Genomic DNA, 20,028 nt, shown 5'->3' with positions numbered 1-20,028 from the left:
AGGGCGCAAAAGTGGGCAAAACGCCCTGTCCCGACATCCGGCCCTACGCTACGCTCCGGGTTCCTTCCTTACACCATCGCTCCCGTGTGGACGCGCCGACGATGCCATCGCAGGCAAGCCTGCTTCCCACAGGACCGTGACATTCACGCGGCAGATTCACGTTGCCAGGCACGCTGCAGCAGGTCGATGACCTCGTTATCCGATGTCTGGGAAAAGTCCAGGTACCACTGGCCGATCGACATCAGCCACTCGGGGGTGAGCGGGCACACCAGTTCGGTCACTTCACTGCGCAAGGCCTCGGCAGACTCCAGGGCCGCCACAGGCACTGCAACGACAATGTGTGCCGGATCCTGCCGACGCACGGCATGCACCGCAGCCATCATCGATGCACCGGTGGCCAGCCCGTCATCAACCAGAATCACCACCTGATCCTTGAGGTTCAAGGGCGGCCGCCCGGCCCGGTAGGCAGTTTCACGACGCAGCAGCTCACGCGTTTCGCGCTCAACGATGGCATCCAGCGTCGCCTGATCGATGTGGTTGACCCGTAACGCCTGCTCGTTGACGATTTCTATGCCGCCACTGGCAATGGCGCCCAGGGCATATTCCTCATGGGAGGGCGCACCCAGCTTGCGAACCAGCATCACGTCCAGGCGAACCTCCAAGGCGGTGGCAATCTCGTAGGCCACCGGAACACCGCCACGTGGCAGGCCGAGAACAATGACATCATCCCTGTGTGCGTACTTAAGCAGCGGCTCCACCAGGCTTTTTCCGGCAGCCGTTCTGTCACGTAAGGTCATTTCCAGCGAGGGACTAGGATTCATCTGACACCTTCCTAAGGGCTAATCAATGGCGGATCAGCACTCGTCGTGCCCTTTTGCAACAGATAGTCAACGAGCGTGTCCAGGGTTTGTACCTGTTGGTAGTCGGCCTCGGGGATGGCAATGCCGACGCGCTTGTTCAACGCTTCAATGAAGCGAAGCCAGTCCATGGAGTCCAGATCAACCTCTTCGCGCAGTGACCGATCACCGCGCAGGCACTCGACGTCCAGCTCTGGCGCAATACCTTTCAAAGCGCTCAGGACCTGGCTGCTGATCAATTGTCGATCCATGTGGGCATTCCTCAGAGGTTCTCTGGTTGTTGTAGCAAATGACCCAGCTCGACGAGAAACCGCGCACCGTAGTGGCCGTCGCTGGCGCGATGATCGGCAGACAGGCTGCTGACAACGGTGGGCATCACGCACAATTGCCCCTCGTGCACCCAGGGCCGCTCACTGATCCGCCCGAAGCCGACCAACGCCACCTGGGGCGGGTAGATCACACCGATGACGGTGTCCACCCCTTGATCACCAAGAATCGTCACCGTCATGCCCGCACCGCTGAGTTCCGAGCTGCGCAAGGCGCCACTGCGTGTACGCTCCACCAGGTTGGCCAGCTCACTCATCAACTGGGGCAACGACTTCGCTGCGACATCATGCAAGACCGGCGCAAGCAAGCCGCCCTGGCGCAACGAAATCGCCACCCCAAGGTCACTACCGGTCGCAGGCTCGAAGGTATTCCCGTCTCGCCAGAAGCCATTGAGCCGGGGATACGCTCGCAGGGCCAGGGCCACTGCTTTTAGCAGCAGGACACTGGGCAACAAGCGCTCCTGCAACGGGCACTGCGCATTGTGTGCCTGCAGCCAGGTCATGGCGTTGCCCAGCGCAAGGGTTTCGCACAGGTAATAGTGGGGTATCTCGCGTTTCGAACGACTCATGGCCATGGCGATCGTTTGGCGCATGGCCTGGTTACGGTCAGGTGGTGTTGCAGCACGACCGGCCGACTCGACATCGTCCAGCGTAATCACGCCGTGTGGGCCGCTACCCTTCAGTAACGTGGCATCCAGGCCCAGCTCGGCCGCGCGCTTGCGTGCCGCCGGGGAGATCCGTGGACGGCTGCCGACGGCCCTTGGTGTTTCAATCCGTTCGTGACCGGTGATACGCGGTGCCAGTGCTGCGCTTGATGCGTCCTCGCCTGGCGCCAGCAATAGCGCGATCGGTGTTCCGACCGGCACCTTGGTGCCGACCTCAATCAACAATTGTGCGACGGTAGCGTCATGCCAACACTCGATTTCTACAGCGGCCTTGGCCGTGTCGACAACGGCGATCACCTGCCCCCGCCTGACGGTTTCTCCTGGTTGAACTTTCCACTCCAGCAAGGTGCCTTCATCCATGTCTGCGCCGAGTGAGGGCAGGTTGAACTCGATCATGGCGCGCGCCTCCAATCTGGCCTGCCGATGCGCCCGGTCCTGTGCATGTTCACGCCCCTCTACAGAGTTCATGGGCGGCGGCAACAATCGTCGAGACCTGTGGCAGCGCGGCCTCTTCGAGATGCCGGGCATAGGGAATGGGTACTTCGGCACTGCACACCCTTGACGGTGGCGCATCCAGCTCGAAAAAAGCCTGTTCGATGATCCGAGTAATGATTTCGGCTGCCAGGCTGCCGCTGCGCCAACCTTCATCGACCACCAGCGCACGACGGGTTTTGCCGACGGATGCCATGAGGGTGGCATCATCCAGCGGGCGCAGCACACGCAGGTCGATGACTTCACTCTCAATACCCTCCCGGGCCAATTGCTCCGCAGCCTTCAGCGCCTTGCCGAGGGTGCCGCCGTAGGCAATCAGCGTCAGGTCCCTGCCTGCTCGACGAACCTTGGCGCTGCAGATATCAACCTGCTGCCAGTCACCCGGTTCACCCTCTTGGTTGTAGAGCTGGGCATGTTCGAAAATCAGCACGGGATCCGGGTCTTGCAGGGCCGGCCAGAGCATGCCGCGGGCATCTTCGACCGTTGCCGGCGCGAGAATTTTCAACCCCGGAATATGCGCATACCAGCCTTCCAGGCTGTGGGAATGCTGGGCAGCCAGTTGGCGCCCGGCGCCCGTTGCCATGCGCACCACCAGCGGTACGGAAAACTGCCCACCGGACATATGTCTCAAGGCCGCCGCCGTGTTCATCAGCGGGTCCAGGGCCAACAGACTGAAGTTGACCGTCATGACTTCGACGATCGGTCGCATTCCACCCAGTGCAGCCCCGATACCGGCTCCAACGAAACCCAGCTCGGATAACGGGGTATCACGAATGCGCTCCGGACCAAACGCCTCCAGCAACCCCTTGGAGACGGCATAGCTTCCGCCATAGCGCCCCACGTCCTCGCCCATCAGGAACACCCGCGCATCCCGTTGCAACGCATCACGCAACGCCTCGCGCAAGGCTTCGCGGTAGGTCATGGGCGGGCTCATGGCGCAGGCTCCGGGGTATGCACGTCGCGGTACAAATCCTCGACAGGCTCCAGGCTGCCGGCCTCGGCATAAGCAATCGCGGCCTCCACCTCGGCCTCCACCTGCGCCGCCATCGCCAGAAAACCCGCTTCGTCGAGCACGCCTTGCGCCTTGAGCCGCGCGCTGTAGGTATGAAGCGGCCCGCGGGCCTTCCATTGCTCCACTTCCGCCTTGTCGCGATACAACTCCGGGTCGAACATCGAGTGGGCACGGAACCGATAGGTCTGAAACGCCAGGAAATACGGCCCGAGCCCTGCACGGATATGCTCAAGCGCTGCGGTCGTGGCTTGATACACCGCAATCACGTCCATGCCATCCACCGCCTGGGTAGCGACCTTGTAGGCCGAGGCCTTTGCACACAGATCCGTTTGCGACTGTGAGCGCGCCAGTGCGGTACCCATTGCGTAGAGGTTGTTCTCACAACAAAACAGCACAGGCAACTGCCAGAGTGCCGCCAGGTTCATCGACTCATGGAATGCACCCTCCGCCATTGCCCCTTCGCCGAAGAAACACACCGAGACATCTGCCTTTCCCTGCATACGGTCGGCCAGGGCCAGCCCGACAGCCAACGGTAAACCGCCAGCGACAATCGCGTTGCCGCCGTAGAAACGGGTCTTGGCATCGAACAGGTGCATAGAGCCGCCGCGGCCTCGTGAGCACCCTTCCTGACGCCCGTACATCTCGGCGAAGATCGCCTGCATCGGCACCCCTTTGAGCAGCGCGTGGCCATGTTCACGGTAGGTCGAGACCACCGCATCGTGAGCGCCAAGTGCATGCAAGGCACCGACAGCCACCGCCTCTTCACCAATGTAGAGGTGCAGGAAACCGCGAATTTTTCCTTCACCATACAGCTCGGCGGCACGCTCCTCGAAACGGCGGATACGCAGCATGTCGCGGAGCAAGGCGAGTAACACATCGTGTGCATAGGGCAACGGCTGAGGACTCATGACGGGTTCTCCAGGCTGGAGGTGTCACCTTCCGGCAAACCCAGTTCTCTTGCCTTGAGCAGGCGTCGCATGAGCTTTCCGCTGCGGGTGTGCGGCAGCTGTACAACGAACTCCAGTTCCTTGGGCGCCACCACGGCACCCAGGCGCTTACGCCCGTGTCCGAGCAACTCGTCATGCAATTCCGGGCTGGCTGTAAAACCGCTTTTGAGGGAGACAAAGGCCTTCACGGTTTCACCCAGCAAGGGGTCGGGCTTGCCGATCACCGCCGCTTCCGCCACCGCCGGATGCTCCATGAGCGAACTCTCGACTTCGAACGGGCCGATCAGGTGCCCGGCTGACTTGATCACATCATCGCTACGGCCAATGAACCAGTAATAGCCATCGGCATCTCGGCGTACCAGATCACCGCTCAGGTACCAGTCACCGGCGAAACACTGACGGTAACGCGCCTCCTGCCCGAGATAGGCACGGAACATCGCCGGCCACGGCTGCTTCAGGGCCAACTCGCCGACCTCTTGCTCTCCCAGGAAACGCAAGGTGCCGTCTGCGTTAAGCGAGACAATCGCGGCCTCGACACCTGGCAGCGGTTTTCCCATGGAGCCGGGCTTGATGGCCATGGAAACGGTGTTGGCGATCATGATCCCGCCTGTTTCGGTCTGCCACCAATTGTCATGGATCGGCAGGCCCAGTACGTCCTTGCCCCACCAGACGGCCTCCGGATTAAGCGGCTCACCGACGCTGGCTATAAAACGCAAATCTGCAAAATGATGGTTGTGTGCCAACGCAGCACCGGCTTTCATCAGCAATCGGATAGCCGTCGGTGCCGTGTACCAGACCGTAATCCGCTGGGCCTCAAGCATGCAGTACCAGCGTTCGGCATCAAACTCGTTGCTGTCGACCACACTGGTCACACCGACCAATAGCGGCGCGAAGATGCCATAGGACGTGCCCGTCACCCAGCCTGGATCGGCGCTGCACCAATAGATGTCATTGGGGTGCAAATCCAGGGCGTACTTCCCCGTGACACGGTGGGTCAACGCGGCGCCGTGGACATGCAAGACCCCCTTTGGGGTGCCCGTCGTGCCGCTGGTGAAGTGCAAAAGCGCAGGGCTGTCGGCGGTCGTCCGGGCAATCGGAACGTGCTCATCGGCGTCGGCCAACAACGACTGCAGACTGAGGGTGCCCGGGGGTGGCTGAACCTCGGTGCCCTGCTCGTCATAGACCAGTACATGCCTGAGGGCGGGCAAGCGCTCGCGAATGGCCGCGACCTTGCGTCGATAGAGTGCCTCTGTGGTCAACAGTACACTGCCCTCGCCAAGGCGCAAGCGTGTCTCAATAGGTTCAGGGCCAAATGCGCAGAACAGCGGCGAAACCACGCAACCATGCTTCAAACCGCCGAGGACGCCGAGGAACAACTCCAGCCCTCGATTGCACAGCATGAACACACGCTCACCAGGCTGCACACCCAGGGTGCTGAGGACGCTGGCAAACCGATTACTCAGCACGCTCAACTGGGCAAAGCTGATATGACGGCAGCCGCCGTTGCGCTCGACTATCCGCAATGCGGTGTGATGCTGGCGTTCCCCCGTGGCATGCCGGTCAACGGCCTCATACGCAAGGTTCAACCCGCCCTCCGGCAACCCGGCCAACTCGGTCGCTTCCCCCTGCCAGGAAAACGCCTCCCGGGACTGCACACTGTCGAGCCAGTTAGGCGGCACTGGACAGTCGAGCATGGCTTTCGTGATAAGCGTCGGACGCATGATTAGCCTCGCATGAGCACCCGTCATCGGTGCCAGTCACTCAGGGAGTGGCAACTGCGTTGGTGTTTCCTTCTCCGCAATGTCGGTCATCGTGGCTTCGGTCAACAGCAGGATGCTGGCAACTGAAACCGCGTTTTCCAACGCAATCCGCACCACCTTCGTCGGGTCAATGATGCCCGCCTCGAACATGTCCACATAACGATTGGTGGCGGCATCAAAGCCAATGTTGTCGGACTCTGCGAGCATGCGTGCGACGACAACGCCGGCATCCACCGCCGAATTTTCCGCGATGACCCTGGCCGGGGCCTCCAGCGACCGACGCAAGATCTGCAGCCCGGTCTTGAAGTCGCCTTCACTCGTGGCTTCCTCTGCCGCAATCATCGGGATGGCCTTGAGCAGTGCCAGCCCTCCCCCCGGGACAATACCTTCGGCAATGGCTGCCCGGGTCGCTGAAATGGCATCGTCCAAGGCATCCTTGCGCACCTTCATCTCAGCCTCGGAAGGCGCGCCCACACGGATTACTGCAACGCCACCGGACAACCTGGCCAAGCGCTCCTGAAGCTTCTCGCGGTCATAGTCGCTGGTGGTGCTGTCCATTTGCTGGCGAATATGTTGCAGACGAGCATCGATGGCCTCCCGCTGGCCCACGCCGCCAATCAGCGCCGTGCTGTCTTTCTGTACCACGACACGATGCGCCTGCCCCAACTGACTCAGCTCCACCTGTTCCAACTCAATGCCCAGTTCGCTGGAAATCACCGTCCCCCCCGTCAGAACGGCGATGTCCTGGAGCATCTCCTTGCGCCGATCGCCAAAGCCGGGGGCCTTGATTGCCACGGCGCGCAACACGCCACGGATCTGGTTGACCACCAGCGTGGTCAAGGCCTCACCCTCGATGTCATCGGCAATCAATACCAACGGCTGACCACTTTTAGCGACCTTTTCAAGCACGGGCAGCAGGTCTTTCAGCAAGCCGATCTTATGATCGCAGAGCAACAGGTAGGCCTCGTCGAGTTCTACCTGCATCTTCTCGGTATCAGTCACAAAATAGGGTGAGACATAGCCGCGGTCGAAGCGCATGCCCTCCATGACTTCGACCACCGTTTCGGTCGTCTTGGACTCTTCCACGCTGACGACGCCCTCAATGCCGACCTTCTCCAGGGCATCCGCGACCCATTGGCCGATGGTCGCATCGTTATGGGCCGAAAGTGTCGCCACCTGGGCCTTCTCCTTGAAGGTGCTCACCGGACGCGACTGCGCAAGCAACGACTGCATCACCAGCGCCAAGCCACGGTCCAGCCCACGCTTCAGGTCAATGGCACTGGCACCGGCAACGACATTGCGAATGCCGTCGGCGAGGATTGCATGGGCCAGCAGCGTCGCGGTGCTCGTACCATCGCCCACGGCATCACCGGTACGCTCGGCGGCCTGACGCAGCATCTGGGCGCCTAGGTTCTCCTCGGGGTCCAGCAGATCGACCCGTTTGGCAATGGTCACACCGTCATTGCAGACGGTGGGATTGCCCCAATTGTTCTGGATCAACACCGATTTCGATTTGGGCCCGAGGGTCACGCGAACGGCGTCCGCCAATTGCGCTGCGCCGCAGAGGATTTTCTCGCGAGCAGCGGAACGAAAGAGAATTTTTGTGTGGGCCATATCGGGATGCACTCCGGGATCGTTCAGCCACCAGCCTGTCCTGACAGCCTCCATGAATGCCCCCGTCCAGCCTTGACTTTTATCAAAAAAGGCCAACATCCCCAGGCATTCGCCGATGTGCGGCAGCCACCTCAACTGCTCTCCCTGAACGCGTGATAGAGCTCCTCTTCCTGAGCAAAGTGCAAACGCAAAATAGCGTCCAGGCCGTACAAGAGCCGCTGGATTTCCTGCATGTACGCAGGGTCGGGACCGCTCTCCGGCAGCTCCTGTGCAATGTGGGCAAGCCGTCCAGTGATGCGAAAAATCTCGCGGTGCGTGCTGTTCATCGCCGCCATCGGGTCGTCGCCCCCGGTCAACACGGCGATGCGCGGGTACAGTTCACTGTCGTCCTGGCGTTCGTGAGGCAGCAGTTGGTGAAGCAAACGCTCGTTCAGCTCAGCGAGCTCGGCTGCCGCGACCGGGCCGGACAGGCTGCTCAGGCGATCAGCCAATGACCTGACGCTGTCCAGCACGGGTTTGAGTTGTTGGTGTTCAACCTGCAATTGTGTCCACTGTTCACTCGACAATCCCCCCGACGGTCGCATCGAGCCGGCCTGGCGGGCGCGCAACGCGCTGAGGATCGCAACCAGATCGATCACCTCCTGCAACAACGCGCCAGCCACAGGCGGCAGGTAGCCGAACGCGGCCACGACCATCGCCACCAGTGTCAGCCCCATGCCAACAGCAACGCTCTGAACTGCGATCCGGCGTGTTCGACGGGCCACCATCAGCGCCTCCGCCAGACGGTCCAGACGGTCTACCAGCAACACCACATCCGCCGCTTCGGACGACGCATCCGCCCCCCGCGCGCCCATGGACACGCCAATGTCGGCCGCCGCCAGCGCCGGGGCATCGTTGACCCCATCACCCACCATAATGACCACGCCGTCACGGCGTGCCGCCTGGATGGCAGCGAGTTTGTCAGCAGGTGTTTGCTCTGCCCGTACGTCGGTCACACCGAGCACAGCACCAATCGAGTCGGCGATGTGCTGCCGGTCACCGGTCAGCATCACGAAGCGCTCTATCCCCGCTCGACGCAACAGGCGCAATGCCCGCGGTGTTTCCAGACGAATCTCATCGGTCAGGTGCAACGCCCCTTGCATCACACCATCCACGCCTACAAACACCCCGCAGGCGCCGTCGTACCGCAAGCGCTGAAGAAACAACTGGCTCCAGGAGGCCGGCGCCGAGGTGCGGATCACATAGGCGAAGGCGCCGACGGTCACTGACTTGCCATCCACCTGCCCGGACACCCCCGCGCCAGGCTCCTCGACCACCTGTGCAGGTACGGAAAGCACCAGGCCGCGCTCGCGCGCAGCAGCGACTATCGCCGCAGCAATCACATGATTGGAGGCCTGATCCAGCGACGCCGCAAGGCGCAGGACCTCGTCTGCGCGGGTGTGTGGCTCACACTCAATGGCAACGAGTCGTGCGTTACCACCCGTGAGGGTGCCGGTCTTGTCAAAAAACAGGGTGTTGGCCTGAGCGAGCCGTTCCAGCGCGCCGCCACCTTTCACCAGTACACCTCTGCGCGCACAGCGTGACATGCCGGAAACGATCGCCACCGGCACCGCGAGAATCAGTGGGCACGGCGTTGCGACGACCAACACCGCGAGCAGCCGGATCGGGTCTGCGGTAGTAAACCAGGCGAGTCCAGCCAAAGCGAGTGCCAATGGCACGAACAACAGTGCATAACGGTCTGCCAGCCGGGCTACCGGGCTACGCGTTGCCTGGGCCGAAGAAACCAGCCGGACGATCCCGGCAAACGTGCTGTTGGCAGCGCTGGCACTCGCGGTCATGTCAAACGCAGCCCCGGCATTGATAGCGCCACTGCGAACGGTGTCGCCTGATAAGCGCCGAGCCGGCAAGGACTCCCCCGTCAACATGGACTCGTCCAGTTCCGCAAGGCTGCTCAAGGTACCGTCGACCGGTACTACTTCCCCGCTACGCACCAGCAACCTGTCACCTGGCAATACCTGCTCAAGGCTGATTTGCCGCAACTGACCGTCTTCGTAACGGTTGGCCACGCGGGGAGCCCGGTTCAACAACGCGGTCATTTCACGGCGGGCCTGCGCTTCGGCGTAATCCTCCAGGGCTCGTCCACTGGCCACCATCAACGCGATGACTGCTGCGGTCAGGATTTCGTCCAGTACCAGCGCCAGACCAATCGACAACAACGCCAGAACATCGACCCCAGCTTGACGACGCAACAGGGTTTTGACGATATCAACGCACAGCCCCAACAGGACGGGTATCACACCCGCCAGCCACAACCCATGCGCCAACGCGGTCTGCGAATTCAGATGCAACAGGGTGCCGACCAACAGCGTTAAAGCGGACACCACCAACAGTGCCCTGTAGGGCAGTTGCGAAATGAACGGCATAGTGGCCACGTCACGGTTGCTGCAGCCTGAAGGGTTTACGAAACACCTCAAGCGTAGGCGAGATGCTTGTGCATAGCCAAGCCGTTCAGCCAGCTACGCTATGTTCTATGGTTGAAGCATTGAAACGTAAAGATTGAAACGTAAAGGGGGATGGACCATGCGACCACTTGCCCATGTCAGCGGCTGCGCGGGTTCTGACGAGACGCAGCCATGAAGAACATTCGCTGGGAGTTCATATTTTTCTTTGCATCTGCCTTCATTGCCCTGTCTTTGTTGCAGTTCATGCAATCCAACCGGAATCCGCTGGAACCTATTCCTTACAGCCAGTTCCTGCAATTGTTGGAGGCGCATAAAGTCTCTGACCTGAAAATCGAACGGGAGCAGATTTCGGGCGTATTGGAAGAGCCGATCAATGGCCATAAGCAGTTTTCGACGGTCCGGGTCGACCCGGCGCTGGCCAATGAGCTCACCGCTTCCGGAGCCGATGTCAACTTTACCGGCATACCGGAAAGTTCCTTTGGCAGCCAACTGCTGGGCTGGCTCATGCCGCTGATGTTGTTGCTGTTTGGCTGGAACCTGATCATGCGCTCAATGGCTGGCAAACAAGGCATGGGCGGCCTGATGGGCGTTGGAAAGTCCAGGGCAAAGATCTTTGTCCAGCGCGAGACCGGGGTGACCTTCGCAGATGTGGCAGGTATTGACGAGGCCAAGGCTGAACTGGTCGAAATCGTCTCCTTTTTGAAAGACAAGGCTAAATACGCCCGCCTGGGTGCCCACATCCCTAAAGGTATTCTGCTGGTCGGGCCTCCGGGCACCGGCAAGACACTGGTTGCCAAGGCCGTGGCCGGTGAAGCGGGTGTACCGTTCTTTTCCATCTCTGGTTCGGAATTCGTCGAAATGTTCGTGGGCGTGGGCGCAGCCAGGGTTCGCGACCTCTTCGAGCAGGCCCGAGCCGCCGCGCCGTGCATCATCTTTATCGACGAACTCGATGCCTTGGGAAAAATGCGTGGCGTCGGTGCCTTTGGTGGCAACGATGAAAAGGAACAGACACTCAATCAGTTGCTGGCCGAGCTGGACGGGTTCGATCCCCGTGAAGGCGTGGTCTTGCTGGCAGCAACCAACCGGCCGGAGATCCTCGACCCTGCCCTGTTGCGCGCCGGTCGCTTCGACCGCCAGATCATCATTGACCGGCCTGACCGCAAAGGCCGTAGCGAGATCCTCAAGGTTCATTTGAAGAACGTCACGGTGGACCCAAGTATCGACAGTGAACGCATCGCCGACATTACCACGGGCTTTACCGGTGCAGACCTGGCGAACCTGGTCAATGAGGCGGCAATCGTGGCAACGCGACGCGGCGGCCAGACCGTCACGCTGAATGACTTTACGGCCGCAGTGGAACGAATCGTGGCTGGCGTGGAGCGTAAAAGCAGCCTGCTACTGCCCCAGGAGCGCCAGGTGGTTGCCTATCACGAAATGGGCCACGCCTTGGCTGCAGCCACACTTCCCGGAATGGACCCGGTTCACAAGGTATCCATCGTCCCCCGTGCTGTTGGCGCCTTGGGTTACACCTTGCAGCGTCCGAACGCCGATCATTTTCTGGTCAGTTGCCAGACACTGAAAGATCGCATGGTCGTGTTGATGGCCGGACGTGCCGCCGAGTTCATCGTTTATGGCCAAATCTCCACCGGGGCTGCTGACGACCTGGCCAAAGCCACCGACATCGCCCGGCAATTGGTCACCCGCTTCGGCATGAGCGAAACGCTCGGCCAGGCCGTACTGGAGCGAAACACCGCAAGCTACCTGGGTGAAAACCTGCTGGCCACACGCGACAAGGACTATTCAGAGCACACCGCACGAGAAATCGACCTCGCGATCAGAGGGTTGCTCGAGGATGCTTACAGCCAGGCCAAGGCACTGCTTGCACAGCGTCGGACCGATCTGGACACCGGCGCCAGGCTACTGCTGGAGAAAGAAACCCTGACGCCTGAGGAGTTCCCGCCATTGGGCTCGGTGTCATAAAGCGTCATAAAACTTGGATGACACCGAACAGTTAGTAGGCTTGCTTGCCGGTGAACGCAAACACCGTTCGCAGCAGAATGACGAAATCGAGCCACAACGACCAGTTATTGATGTACTCAATATCAGAATCAACACGATGAATCATCTGTTCGATATCTTTCGTTTCGCCTCGAAAGCCACGCACCTGAGCCAGGCCTGTAATACCGGGTTTGATATTATGACGGGCAAAATAGTCTGCAATGCTCTGGGAGTACTGCGCATCATGCTGAATCGCATGCGGCCTTGGCCCCACCAACGACATTTCGCCCATCAGCACGTTGAACAACTGCGGCAACTCATCCAGGCTGGTTCGACGAATAAAGGCACCCACCCGGGTCACTCGCGCATCATTTTTTTCTGCTTGTTTGACCATGCCATCTTCTGACTGATGGACAACCATGCTTCTGAACTTCCAGATACGGAAGACCTCCCCACTCCACCCCTTGCGTTCCTGCCGAAAGAATACCGGCCCAGGGCTGTCGATCTTGATCGCAATGGCAATGACCATCAGCAGGGGTGCAGCAAGCAGCAGGATAAGGGCCGACAGGAATTTGTCCTCAAGATTCTTCAGAAACAGCTTCGTCCCCATCAGCGGTGTTTCAGACAACGTCAGCACGGGCATGCCGGCAATTTCTCGAACGCTGTGATTGATCAGGCGGAGTGAAAAAATATCAGGCACCCAGTTAACAGAAATATACTTATCCAACAGCCTTAAATAAACATCCTTGATGACCTCAGAGCCATCCAGCGGGGTCACGAAATACACCGTACGAATGGCATGCTGCTCGATGACCTCATCGAGCTCGGAGAGGTTGCCCAGTATCGATAGACGCTGCTTGCTCTCAGCGCTCTCGCTCCCGCGTGCCTCCTCACCGCCGATCAATATACAGCCGACAACCCGCTCACCCGACCAGGGGTTATTGCTGATTTTCTGGTGCAAGAAATTAACCAGCTCGCCCCCGCCAATAATCAGCGCATTTTCCAAGCGCGACGGGAGTGCCAGAAACTTTTTTTGCACTTCGCGCACGGCCAAGTGCAAAAGCACCTGCACACAATAACCCACCACAAATAACTCCGCGACTAACAGCCGCGAATACTCCGTACTTTGCTTGGTGAGAAACGCCATGACCACCAGGAAACAAAATGTAGCCGACCACGCCTTGAAGAGCTTAAACGCCTTGATAGAAAAACTCACATTACTGCGATAAATAGCATAATGATCATAAATAATGGCCAACGCACCCAGCAACAACAGCACCATGATGACATAATCGGGTGTCATGTAGCCGATATGATAATAAATGAGGGACCAGGCAACGCCGGTCACTGCAATGCCGTCAAGAGCCGCTTGGACAGCGTTACTGATACTGCTTCGGCGCTGGAGTAGGGAGCGGCTACTTCTGGGCTCAAAAATCATGACTAGACCTCGTAATACAATTGAGATGCCGAGTGCTTGCCTACCGACCCAAAAATAATAAAAACAACAAACAGCCAACAGACACAGAAACGTTATGTCGTGCTGCTACTGTGCCGAGGCAAACCCCGGTCACACCCGGACGCCTCCGTACAGAATATGGATCATTAGGCAATGTAAACGTCCGGGTCAGGTACGGACTCCCGCCCTGAGCAACCCGCAACGCCCTCACGCTGGCGCCACCTGGCAGTTGACGTGCAGTCAAGTCTGCAGAAAGGCTACGTTGAAAACGGACCGCTAGCCCGTTGTTCATCCCGCGAGTTCCTCCCTGACCTTCGAGTCGTTTTAGCCGCACGTCTCAGTACACACCAAACGCCTACACAACCAGTCGCGTAGAGCCCCCCCAGCACTTCCCCCCAACGTTCAAGCAACGGTTAATATCACTGTAGCATCACCCTCCGATCAGCGCGGTCTGATTCGAAACTAGTTGTTTATCAGGGTTGTTGAAACGCTCCAGGAGCATGGCTGCTTGCCTTGACTGCACGGCTCTGCGTCGTCACTTTCGGCACCTCAGCGTACGCAACAGGAACATTTGATTACCCAACACGTAACGACTGAACAATCGCTTTGGCTCACGCATCAGCCTGAACGCCCACTCACAACCTAAACGGCGCAGCCATCGTGGCGCTCTCATGACCTTACCGCCAAGAAAATCCAGGATCGCCCCACCACACACAATCAGGCACGGTATACCACTGGCGGCCAACCTGGCGGCAATGGCTTCCTGCTTGGGCATTCCCATACCCAACACGATCAACTCAGGCTGCATGTGCTGCGCAAGATTGAGGTAGGTATCCACCTCGGCAAAGCCATGGTGAGCAGAGACTACATGTACTCCGAACAGCGCTTCACTACGCTGCACTGCATTGTCCAGGAAAGGCGCTTGAGTCCCCCAGAACGCCACACGCCGCCCCTTGAACGCTGCCAGTACCTTGGGGATAAAGTCCGTGCCATTCATATTCAATCCGGGTACGAGTCCCAGTCGACGAAACAGGATCGCCATGCCACTACCGTCCCGCAACAACACATCTGCAGACGACAACGCCTTGTAGTAATCGGCGTTACCCGCCGCCAGATTCATGGCATGGGCATTGACGAATCCAAGCACGGTTGCAGCGTCGGGTGCGGATAACGCGTCCAGCATCCTTTGTTCATCACCCGGATTACTGACCACGCGGAGTTTTCCGATGATTGTTTTCCAGCGGTTCTGCCAAGCCAACGCACGCATTAATTGTCATCTCGCTTCGAGCGAACCCACTCAACCTGGCGCTTGATCAAAAAGCCCAGATACAACGGGATTTTCTTCACCGCATAGAACGGTGCATGCAGTAAGGCGGAAAAAGAGATCAGCGTGCGACCAAATCGGCTCCATGCCAGCAAAACCGCTACACCCAGCATTGCCATTGCAGCAGACGCCATCAGCGCTGGAACCACCGCGCCGATCAACACAAACATCAACCATGAAAGACTGAAAACAGCCGCTGACGCCAAGCTCAACAAGGCCAGAGGAGGCACTAGCAGATCGACTGTCATCGCCAGCAGGTTCCAATTGCCGCGGCTGATCGACGTTACGAGCAACCTTGGGGCGTCAGTCAACATCACGCCCAGGTGGCCATGTTCCCATCGTGTGCGCTGAGTACTCAAACCGTCATCGGTGCCCGGAAAATAGCTGGTTACCCGTGCATCAGGGCAGAATACGGGCGGCTTGCCGTTGCGGCAGAAATCGAACCCCATCTTCAAGTCTTCGACGAGGTGGCCGCTGGCTAAATCAACCAACGCCAGGTCCCGCCAGTCGAACGCCATCCCCGCCCCCATCAACTGGCAGGGCAAGCCAGCTCGAGCCCAACCTCGTGGCCGCACCAGATTTTTCACACACCAGGCGAACTCGGCAATCTGGACTTTCAGCGCTGAACCAACAGGAGCATGCATCAGGTAGAGTGCTTGTGCAGGTCGCCCCGAACCGACGCAGCACGACGCCAGACGCTCGATCGCGCCCTCGCCGACCTGGCAATCGGCATCGACGACAATCACAACCTCAGGCGCACTGTTGGCCAGATGTCGTATCCCGAAGTCCAGCGCATACCCCTTGCCACGCTGCTGATCATTCCTGCGCTCAACCACCTCCGCCCCCGCCGAACGAGCTAACGCGGCAGTGTCGTCAGAGCAGTTGTCCGCCACCACCAACAGTCGATCGCCGCTCTGCAATTGTGGACGAATGCTATTCAGCGTCGCGAGAATGATCGAGGCTTCATTGTGCGCCGGCACCAGCACCGCGACCCGCGGACGTGATCCGCTCACCAGCGGGAGTGCCCGTGCAGGGAGGCAGGCCAGCAACACCTGCACAAATATTACCGACACCGGCAGCAAGACAAGCAGCGCCAATGCCCCGACCAACCCACCCAGAAGGACGGTCATGCCGACGCCCTGAAATAGCCGGACAGTTTGGCCGCTTCGGTGTCGATATCGTGTCGTTCCAGCACACGCTCGTAAGCCGCCTCACCCATCCGTTGCAAAACCTCAACGGGCTGCGCGAGGCAGTCCGCCATAGCAGCCGCCAGTTCTTCAACCGCTCCAGCGGGAAACAACCAACCGTTCTCACCCGCTCGGACCAGTTCGGGAATACCTGCGACATAGGTGGTCAACACTGCCCGGCGCAAGGCCATGGCCTCCATGATGACCACCGGCAAACCCTCGGCAAAACTGGGCAACACCAAGGCACGCGCGGCGAGGATTTCAGCGCGTACCTGCCCGCTGCTGATCCAGCCGGTAATTCGCACCCGTGCCTGCAAATCATACTTGGCGATCAGGGCTTCGATTTCCGTCCGCATTTCCCCGTCACCGGCCAGGACTATCTCAAACGCCACCGATTGGTCTGCCAGGATTCGGGCCGCCTCAAGCAATAACAGTTGGCCTTTCTGCTCACACAAGCGCCCCACGCACACCAGACGCGGTAGCGCCGGTACGGCAACTGCCGGTACATCGTGAAAGACCCGTTCCAGGCCACAATGCACCACCTTTATTTTTTTCCAGTGCCCGTGCGCTACCCAGCGAAACAACTGACTTCGCCCGTAAGAGCTGACGGCCGTCACAAAGGCGGCACGCCGGACTTTCTCTCCCAACTTGATCGACTGCGGCTTGTCGAATTCTTCCGGGCCATGCACGGTAAAGCTGTACGCAGGCCCTCCAAGAGCATTGGCAAGCATGACCACTTCAGTTGAGTTGGTGCCGAAATGCGCGTGCACATGCTCGGTGCCGAAGGCGTGCAACCGCTGCAGCAGGTGGCACGCCTCTGCGAAATAGACCACATGGTAGGGCCAGGGGCGATCTGCTCGCATCCCCATGCGAAGTGCCAGCCACAAGGCCGAAAAAAAACGTCGCGGCTGGGTACGCAGCACCTGCAGTAATGGCCTCAGCAGCCCCTTGATGCCGTGCTGCAGTACATAACAGGTTTTACTGCGCTCGGACACATCCTCGGCATCCACCACCTCGGCGTCCCAGCCACGCAAAGCAACACGTTGAACCGCAAACCCCTGACGCTCCAGCGCCAGAATTTCACGACGAATGAAGCTATGGCTTACCTTGGGGTACTGATTGATAAAATAGGTGATACGCATAAGGACCAGGTTCAATGTCGTTGCGGTTAATTACCAGCCCATCTCCACCCACAGTAGTACAGTTACCCAAAACGTCATGGGCGTCTCACTTGTATTCGATCAACACCGTCTTGCCGGCGCCAACTCTGTTCAATAGAAACTTTATTTGCCCACACATTTCGGGAAACTTTCCCAGCACCAGGAAGAGCGCCCGTAGCCAGTTTTCTCGCGCCGACCTGTCACCCCGGCGTGCCAGACGCACGACCTGTAGCGGATAAGCCAGTAGCAACAGCAGACCGAACCCGCCCAGCACCACACTCGCAAAAACAGTAGCCAACGGCAGACCCAGGCCCCAGATCCAGGCGCGGTTCGACTCGCGCCGCCAATGTTGCTCCGGTGCGGCCCCGTGCAGAAATGCCCCCTCGGCAAAGGCATATCCGGCGCGCAGGCTGCGCTGCCACCACTGACTGAAGCGCGTCATGGCCGCATCGTGCAACGTCATTTCCTCGTCCAGGCGCCAGACCTTCGACCCGGCTGCACGCAGACGCACGCACAACTCGGGTTCTTCTCCGGCAATCAGATCCGGGCGAAACCCGGATACCGAGGCAAACGCTTCAGCACGCATGAGCGCGTCGCCACCACATGCCTTGGTTTCACCTAGTGGCGTGTCCCATTCAAGGTCACACAGCAAGTTGTAAACAGAGTTTTCAGGAAAGCGTTCTCGGCGCCGACCACACACCACAGCGACCTCTGGATGCGCATCAAGAAACGCTTGCGCCCGGGAGAGCCAGCCAGTGACCACTTCACAGTCACCGTCGACGAACTGCACATAACGCATCGCAGGCAATACACGCTGCAAGCAGGAAAAGCCTTCATTGCGGGCACGCGCCGCAGTGAAGGGAAGCGCCATATCCAGCGCCACCACCTCAATGCCAAGCTTCAATGCCATCTGCACCGAGCCATCCGTCGAGCCGGAGTCGACATAGACAATCTTGTCCGCAGTGCCAACCAACGAAGTCAGACAGCGCTCGAGCCGCAAGCCTTCGTTTCTGCCGATGACGACGACGCCAATAGCCATGGCGTTCACTCTGCAAAGCCCAAAAGATCACTCATGGTCCTGTCACTCGCTCATCGACAGGCTCTTGCGCACGCTCTTTCACCGGGCACTGCCTCTTCTTGATCGTCGCGGGCACCCCGACGGCTATCGAGTCATCCGGCACATCTGTCAGTACCACGGCATTGGCGCCAATCACGACATTGTTGCCAATGCGAATGTTGCCCAACACTTTGGCACCCGCACCGATATCAACATTGTTTCCAAGCACCGGAGCAATCGGTTCATTGATATTTTTCAAGCCGATAACCACGCCATTGCGGACGCGGCAATCATCACCAAATCGGGCATATCCGCTGATCACGATGCCGCCGAAGTGGTCGATGACGAAGTTACGGCCTATTACCACTTCACAGGGCAGCTCTACCCCGGTGATGATCTGAACGCACTTGAAGAGAAACTTGTACACGATGGAAAAAAACTTGCGCAGCACCGCAGGGCGCACCCCATAACGCCACCGCCCAAAACGGTAGACCAGCAACACCCAAAATCCCTGAGCAGCCCAGTCACCCGAATGGGCACGCAAGTCCGCACGTATATTGTCGAACATGGATTCACCTACCGTGTGGGTTGGCTAGCGAACTTGGTATCGAGCAGCAGCCTCCAGGTAACACGACTATGCTGCCAACACGCCCTGATGGCAGCCCAGCCACGCCGTTTCAAGAGCGCCTTGAGTGCCAGAACAAGATCGCCGAGACTCACCAATAGCATATGCAAGGCTAACCCAGGCAACCCATGATGCTTACGGAAATACAGCAATTCGCTTTCGATCTGCAGATTGGATATCTGTCGGCTGGCTTTATCCAGTTCGGCAACCGACTTTGAACTTTCGCCACCAATATGCACGACTGTGGTGTGTGGATAATAAACGACCTTCCAGCCAGCCTGCTTGACGCGCTTACACTGGTCGACTTCCTCGTAATAGAGAAAGTAGCGCGGGTCAAACAAGCCAACCTGATCGATGACTTCACGGCGGATCAAGTAATAGCACCCAGGCAGCCAGTCACACTCGCGCACCGAGGCATGATCCCAGTCCATTTCGTCGATCATTTTAAGCCCGGGGAAAAAGCGTCCGAGTCCTGTACGTGCGACGAAGACATTCAACGGGGTAGGGAAAAAGCGACAACTGGGTTGCAGATCACCCTCTCGACCCACCAACCGAACACCGAGCACACCGCAATCAGGATGGGCCTCCATGTAATCGATGGTCTTGCCCAGGGTATCAGCAGCCACGAACGCATCGGTATTCAGGAGTAGCGCGTACTTTCCCTGCAAGTGCTCAACCAGCTGATTGTTAGCCCGACCAAAGCCGACATTGTGCTCGTTGGCCACGAGAAACGCCTCAGGGCAAACCGTAGCCAGGCACGCCAGTGAGTTATCGGCAGAGGCGTTATCCACGACTAAATAGTTAACGTCATGCGCACGGTCGGATCGGCGCAACGCGTCAAACATAGGCTGCAGCAATGAGGCCGTATTAAAGTTAACAATCAATACATCAAGGAGCTTACTGGCCATTAGCATCCCCCCCAAGAAAAGTGCTGCGTCCCTATTATTGAACAACTCGACTCCCGTCGGGGACCATATGCACCGCTGCGCGGCCTGACGAGGTCCATCCACGGATGCGCCGCACGACGAGCCAGATAATCCGCCCACGCTCGTCTGTGAGGATTGCAAGGCCGCGCATAGATCGGGC

Annotated in this window: 16 protein-coding genes; 1 reads left to right on the top strand and 15 read right to left on the bottom strand. The window is 59.0% G+C overall.

The genetic code is table 11. From position 1 onward, the window contains the following. Positions 1 to 143: 143 nt before the first annotated feature. The 8 genes from IE038_RS16215 to IE038_RS16180 form a co-directional block, all read right to left on the bottom strand. A complete protein-coding gene (locus IE038_RS16215; protein ID WP_189395931.1) occupies positions 144 to 821 on the bottom strand; it encodes a phosphoribosyltransferase in 678 nt (225 codons plus the stop codon). An 11-nt stretch (positions 822 to 832) separates the two neighbouring features. Continuing rightward, the gene (locus tag IE038_RS16210; RefSeq protein ID WP_163937482.1) at positions 833 to 1,108 is read right to left on the bottom strand and encodes an acyl carrier protein; all 276 of its coding nucleotides are present in this window, start codon (positions 1,106 to 1,108) and stop codon (positions 833 to 835) included. Positions 1,109 to 1,119: 11 nt separating this feature from the next. Then, positions 1,120 to 2,244 (bottom strand): dihydrolipoamide acetyltransferase family protein, encoded by a 1,125-nt coding sequence (locus tag IE038_RS16205; RefSeq protein WP_189395930.1) that lies wholly within the window; start codon positions 2,242 to 2,244, stop codon positions 1,120 to 1,122. 49 nt (positions 2,245 to 2,293) lie between these two features. Further along, positions 2,294 to 3,262: an alpha-ketoacid dehydrogenase subunit beta gene (locus IE038_RS16200; RefSeq protein ID WP_163937491.1), complete on the bottom strand. Its 969-nt coding sequence runs from the start codon at positions 3,260 to 3,262 to the stop codon at positions 2,294 to 2,296. Between the two features lie 8 nt (positions 3,263 to 3,270). Continuing rightward, a complete protein-coding gene (pdhA, locus tag IE038_RS16195; protein WP_189395929.1) occupies positions 3,271 to 4,260 on the bottom strand; it encodes a pyruvate dehydrogenase (acetyl-transferring) E1 component subunit alpha in 990 nt (329 codons plus the stop codon). After that, positions 4,257 to 6,020, bottom strand: coding sequence for an acetate--CoA ligase (acsA, locus tag IE038_RS16190; protein ID WP_163937485.1), 1,764 nt, complete (start codon positions 6,018 to 6,020; stop codon positions 4,257 to 4,259). Before acsA ends, pdhA begins: the two co-directional genes overlap by 4 nt. 36 nt (positions 6,021 to 6,056) lie before the next feature. Next, a complete protein-coding gene (groL, locus tag IE038_RS16185) occupies positions 6,057 to 7,673 on the bottom strand; it encodes a chaperonin GroEL (protein ID WP_163937488.1) in 1,617 nt (538 codons plus the stop codon). 131 nt (positions 7,674 to 7,804) lie between these two features. Continuing rightward, positions 7,805 to 10,096, bottom strand: a complete 2,292-nt coding sequence (locus IE038_RS16180; RefSeq protein ID WP_189395928.1) for a heavy metal translocating P-type ATPase — start codon at positions 10,094 to 10,096, stop codon at positions 7,805 to 7,807. A 210-nt stretch (positions 10,097 to 10,306) separates the two neighbouring features. Here IE038_RS16180 and ftsH point away from each other — a divergent pair, with 210 nt between their 5' ends. Next, positions 10,307 to 12,115: an ATP-dependent zinc metalloprotease FtsH gene (ftsH, locus tag IE038_RS16175; RefSeq protein WP_189395927.1), complete on the top strand. Its 1,809-nt coding sequence runs from the start codon at positions 10,307 to 10,309 to the stop codon at positions 12,113 to 12,115. 31 nt (positions 12,116 to 12,146) lie between these two features. On the opposite strand, the gene IE038_RS16170 is transcribed toward ftsH, so the two are convergent. The 7 genes from IE038_RS16170 to IE038_RS16140 form a co-directional block, all read right to left on the bottom strand. Further along, positions 12,147 to 13,571: an undecaprenyl-phosphate glucose phosphotransferase gene (locus IE038_RS16170; RefSeq protein ID WP_189395926.1), complete on the bottom strand. Its 1,425-nt coding sequence runs from the start codon at positions 13,569 to 13,571 to the stop codon at positions 12,147 to 12,149. A 553-nt stretch (positions 13,572 to 14,124) separates the two neighbouring features. Continuing rightward, on the bottom strand, positions 14,125 to 14,856 hold the full coding sequence (locus IE038_RS16165; RefSeq protein WP_189395925.1) for a WecB/TagA/CpsF family glycosyltransferase: 732 nt from the start codon (positions 14,854 to 14,856) through the stop codon (positions 14,125 to 14,127). Continuing rightward, positions 14,856 to 16,043 (bottom strand): glycosyltransferase family 2 protein, encoded by a 1,188-nt coding sequence (locus tag IE038_RS16160; protein WP_163938037.1) that lies wholly within the window; start codon positions 16,041 to 16,043, stop codon positions 14,856 to 14,858. Before IE038_RS16160 ends, IE038_RS16165 begins: the two co-directional genes overlap by 1 nt. Further along, positions 16,040 to 17,242 carry a glycosyltransferase gene (locus tag IE038_RS16155; protein ID WP_163938034.1) on the bottom strand — a complete coding sequence of 401 codons (1,203 nt, stop codon included), beginning with the start codon at positions 17,240 to 17,242 and terminating at the stop codon, positions 16,040 to 16,042. The genes IE038_RS16160 and IE038_RS16155 overlap by 4 nt, the downstream gene beginning before the upstream one ends. Before the next feature lie 85 nt (positions 17,243 to 17,327). Next, positions 17,328 to 18,299: a glycosyltransferase family 2 protein gene (locus tag IE038_RS16150; protein WP_189395924.1), complete on the bottom strand. Its 972-nt coding sequence runs from the start codon at positions 18,297 to 18,299 to the stop codon at positions 17,328 to 17,330. 31 nt (positions 18,300 to 18,330) lie between these two features. Next, on the bottom strand, positions 18,331 to 18,885 hold the full coding sequence (locus IE038_RS16145; protein WP_163938032.1) for a serine O-acetyltransferase: 555 nt from the start codon (positions 18,883 to 18,885) through the stop codon (positions 18,331 to 18,333). Between the two features lie 8 nt (positions 18,886 to 18,893). Further along, complete coding sequence (locus IE038_RS16140; RefSeq protein ID WP_163938043.1) at positions 18,894 to 19,850, bottom strand: glycosyltransferase family 2 protein; 957 nt, start codon at positions 19,848 to 19,850, stop codon at positions 18,894 to 18,896. Positions 19,851 to 20,028 lie beyond the last annotated feature (178 nt).

The organism is Pseudomonas laurentiana (assembly GCF_014648275.1).
GTDB classification, from domain to species: Bacteria; Pseudomonadota; Gammaproteobacteria; order Pseudomonadales; family Pseudomonadaceae; genus Aquipseudomonas; species Aquipseudomonas laurentiana.
Note: the sequence above shows the minus strand (reverse complement) of the source record. Positions and strands in the feature narration are given on the sequence as shown.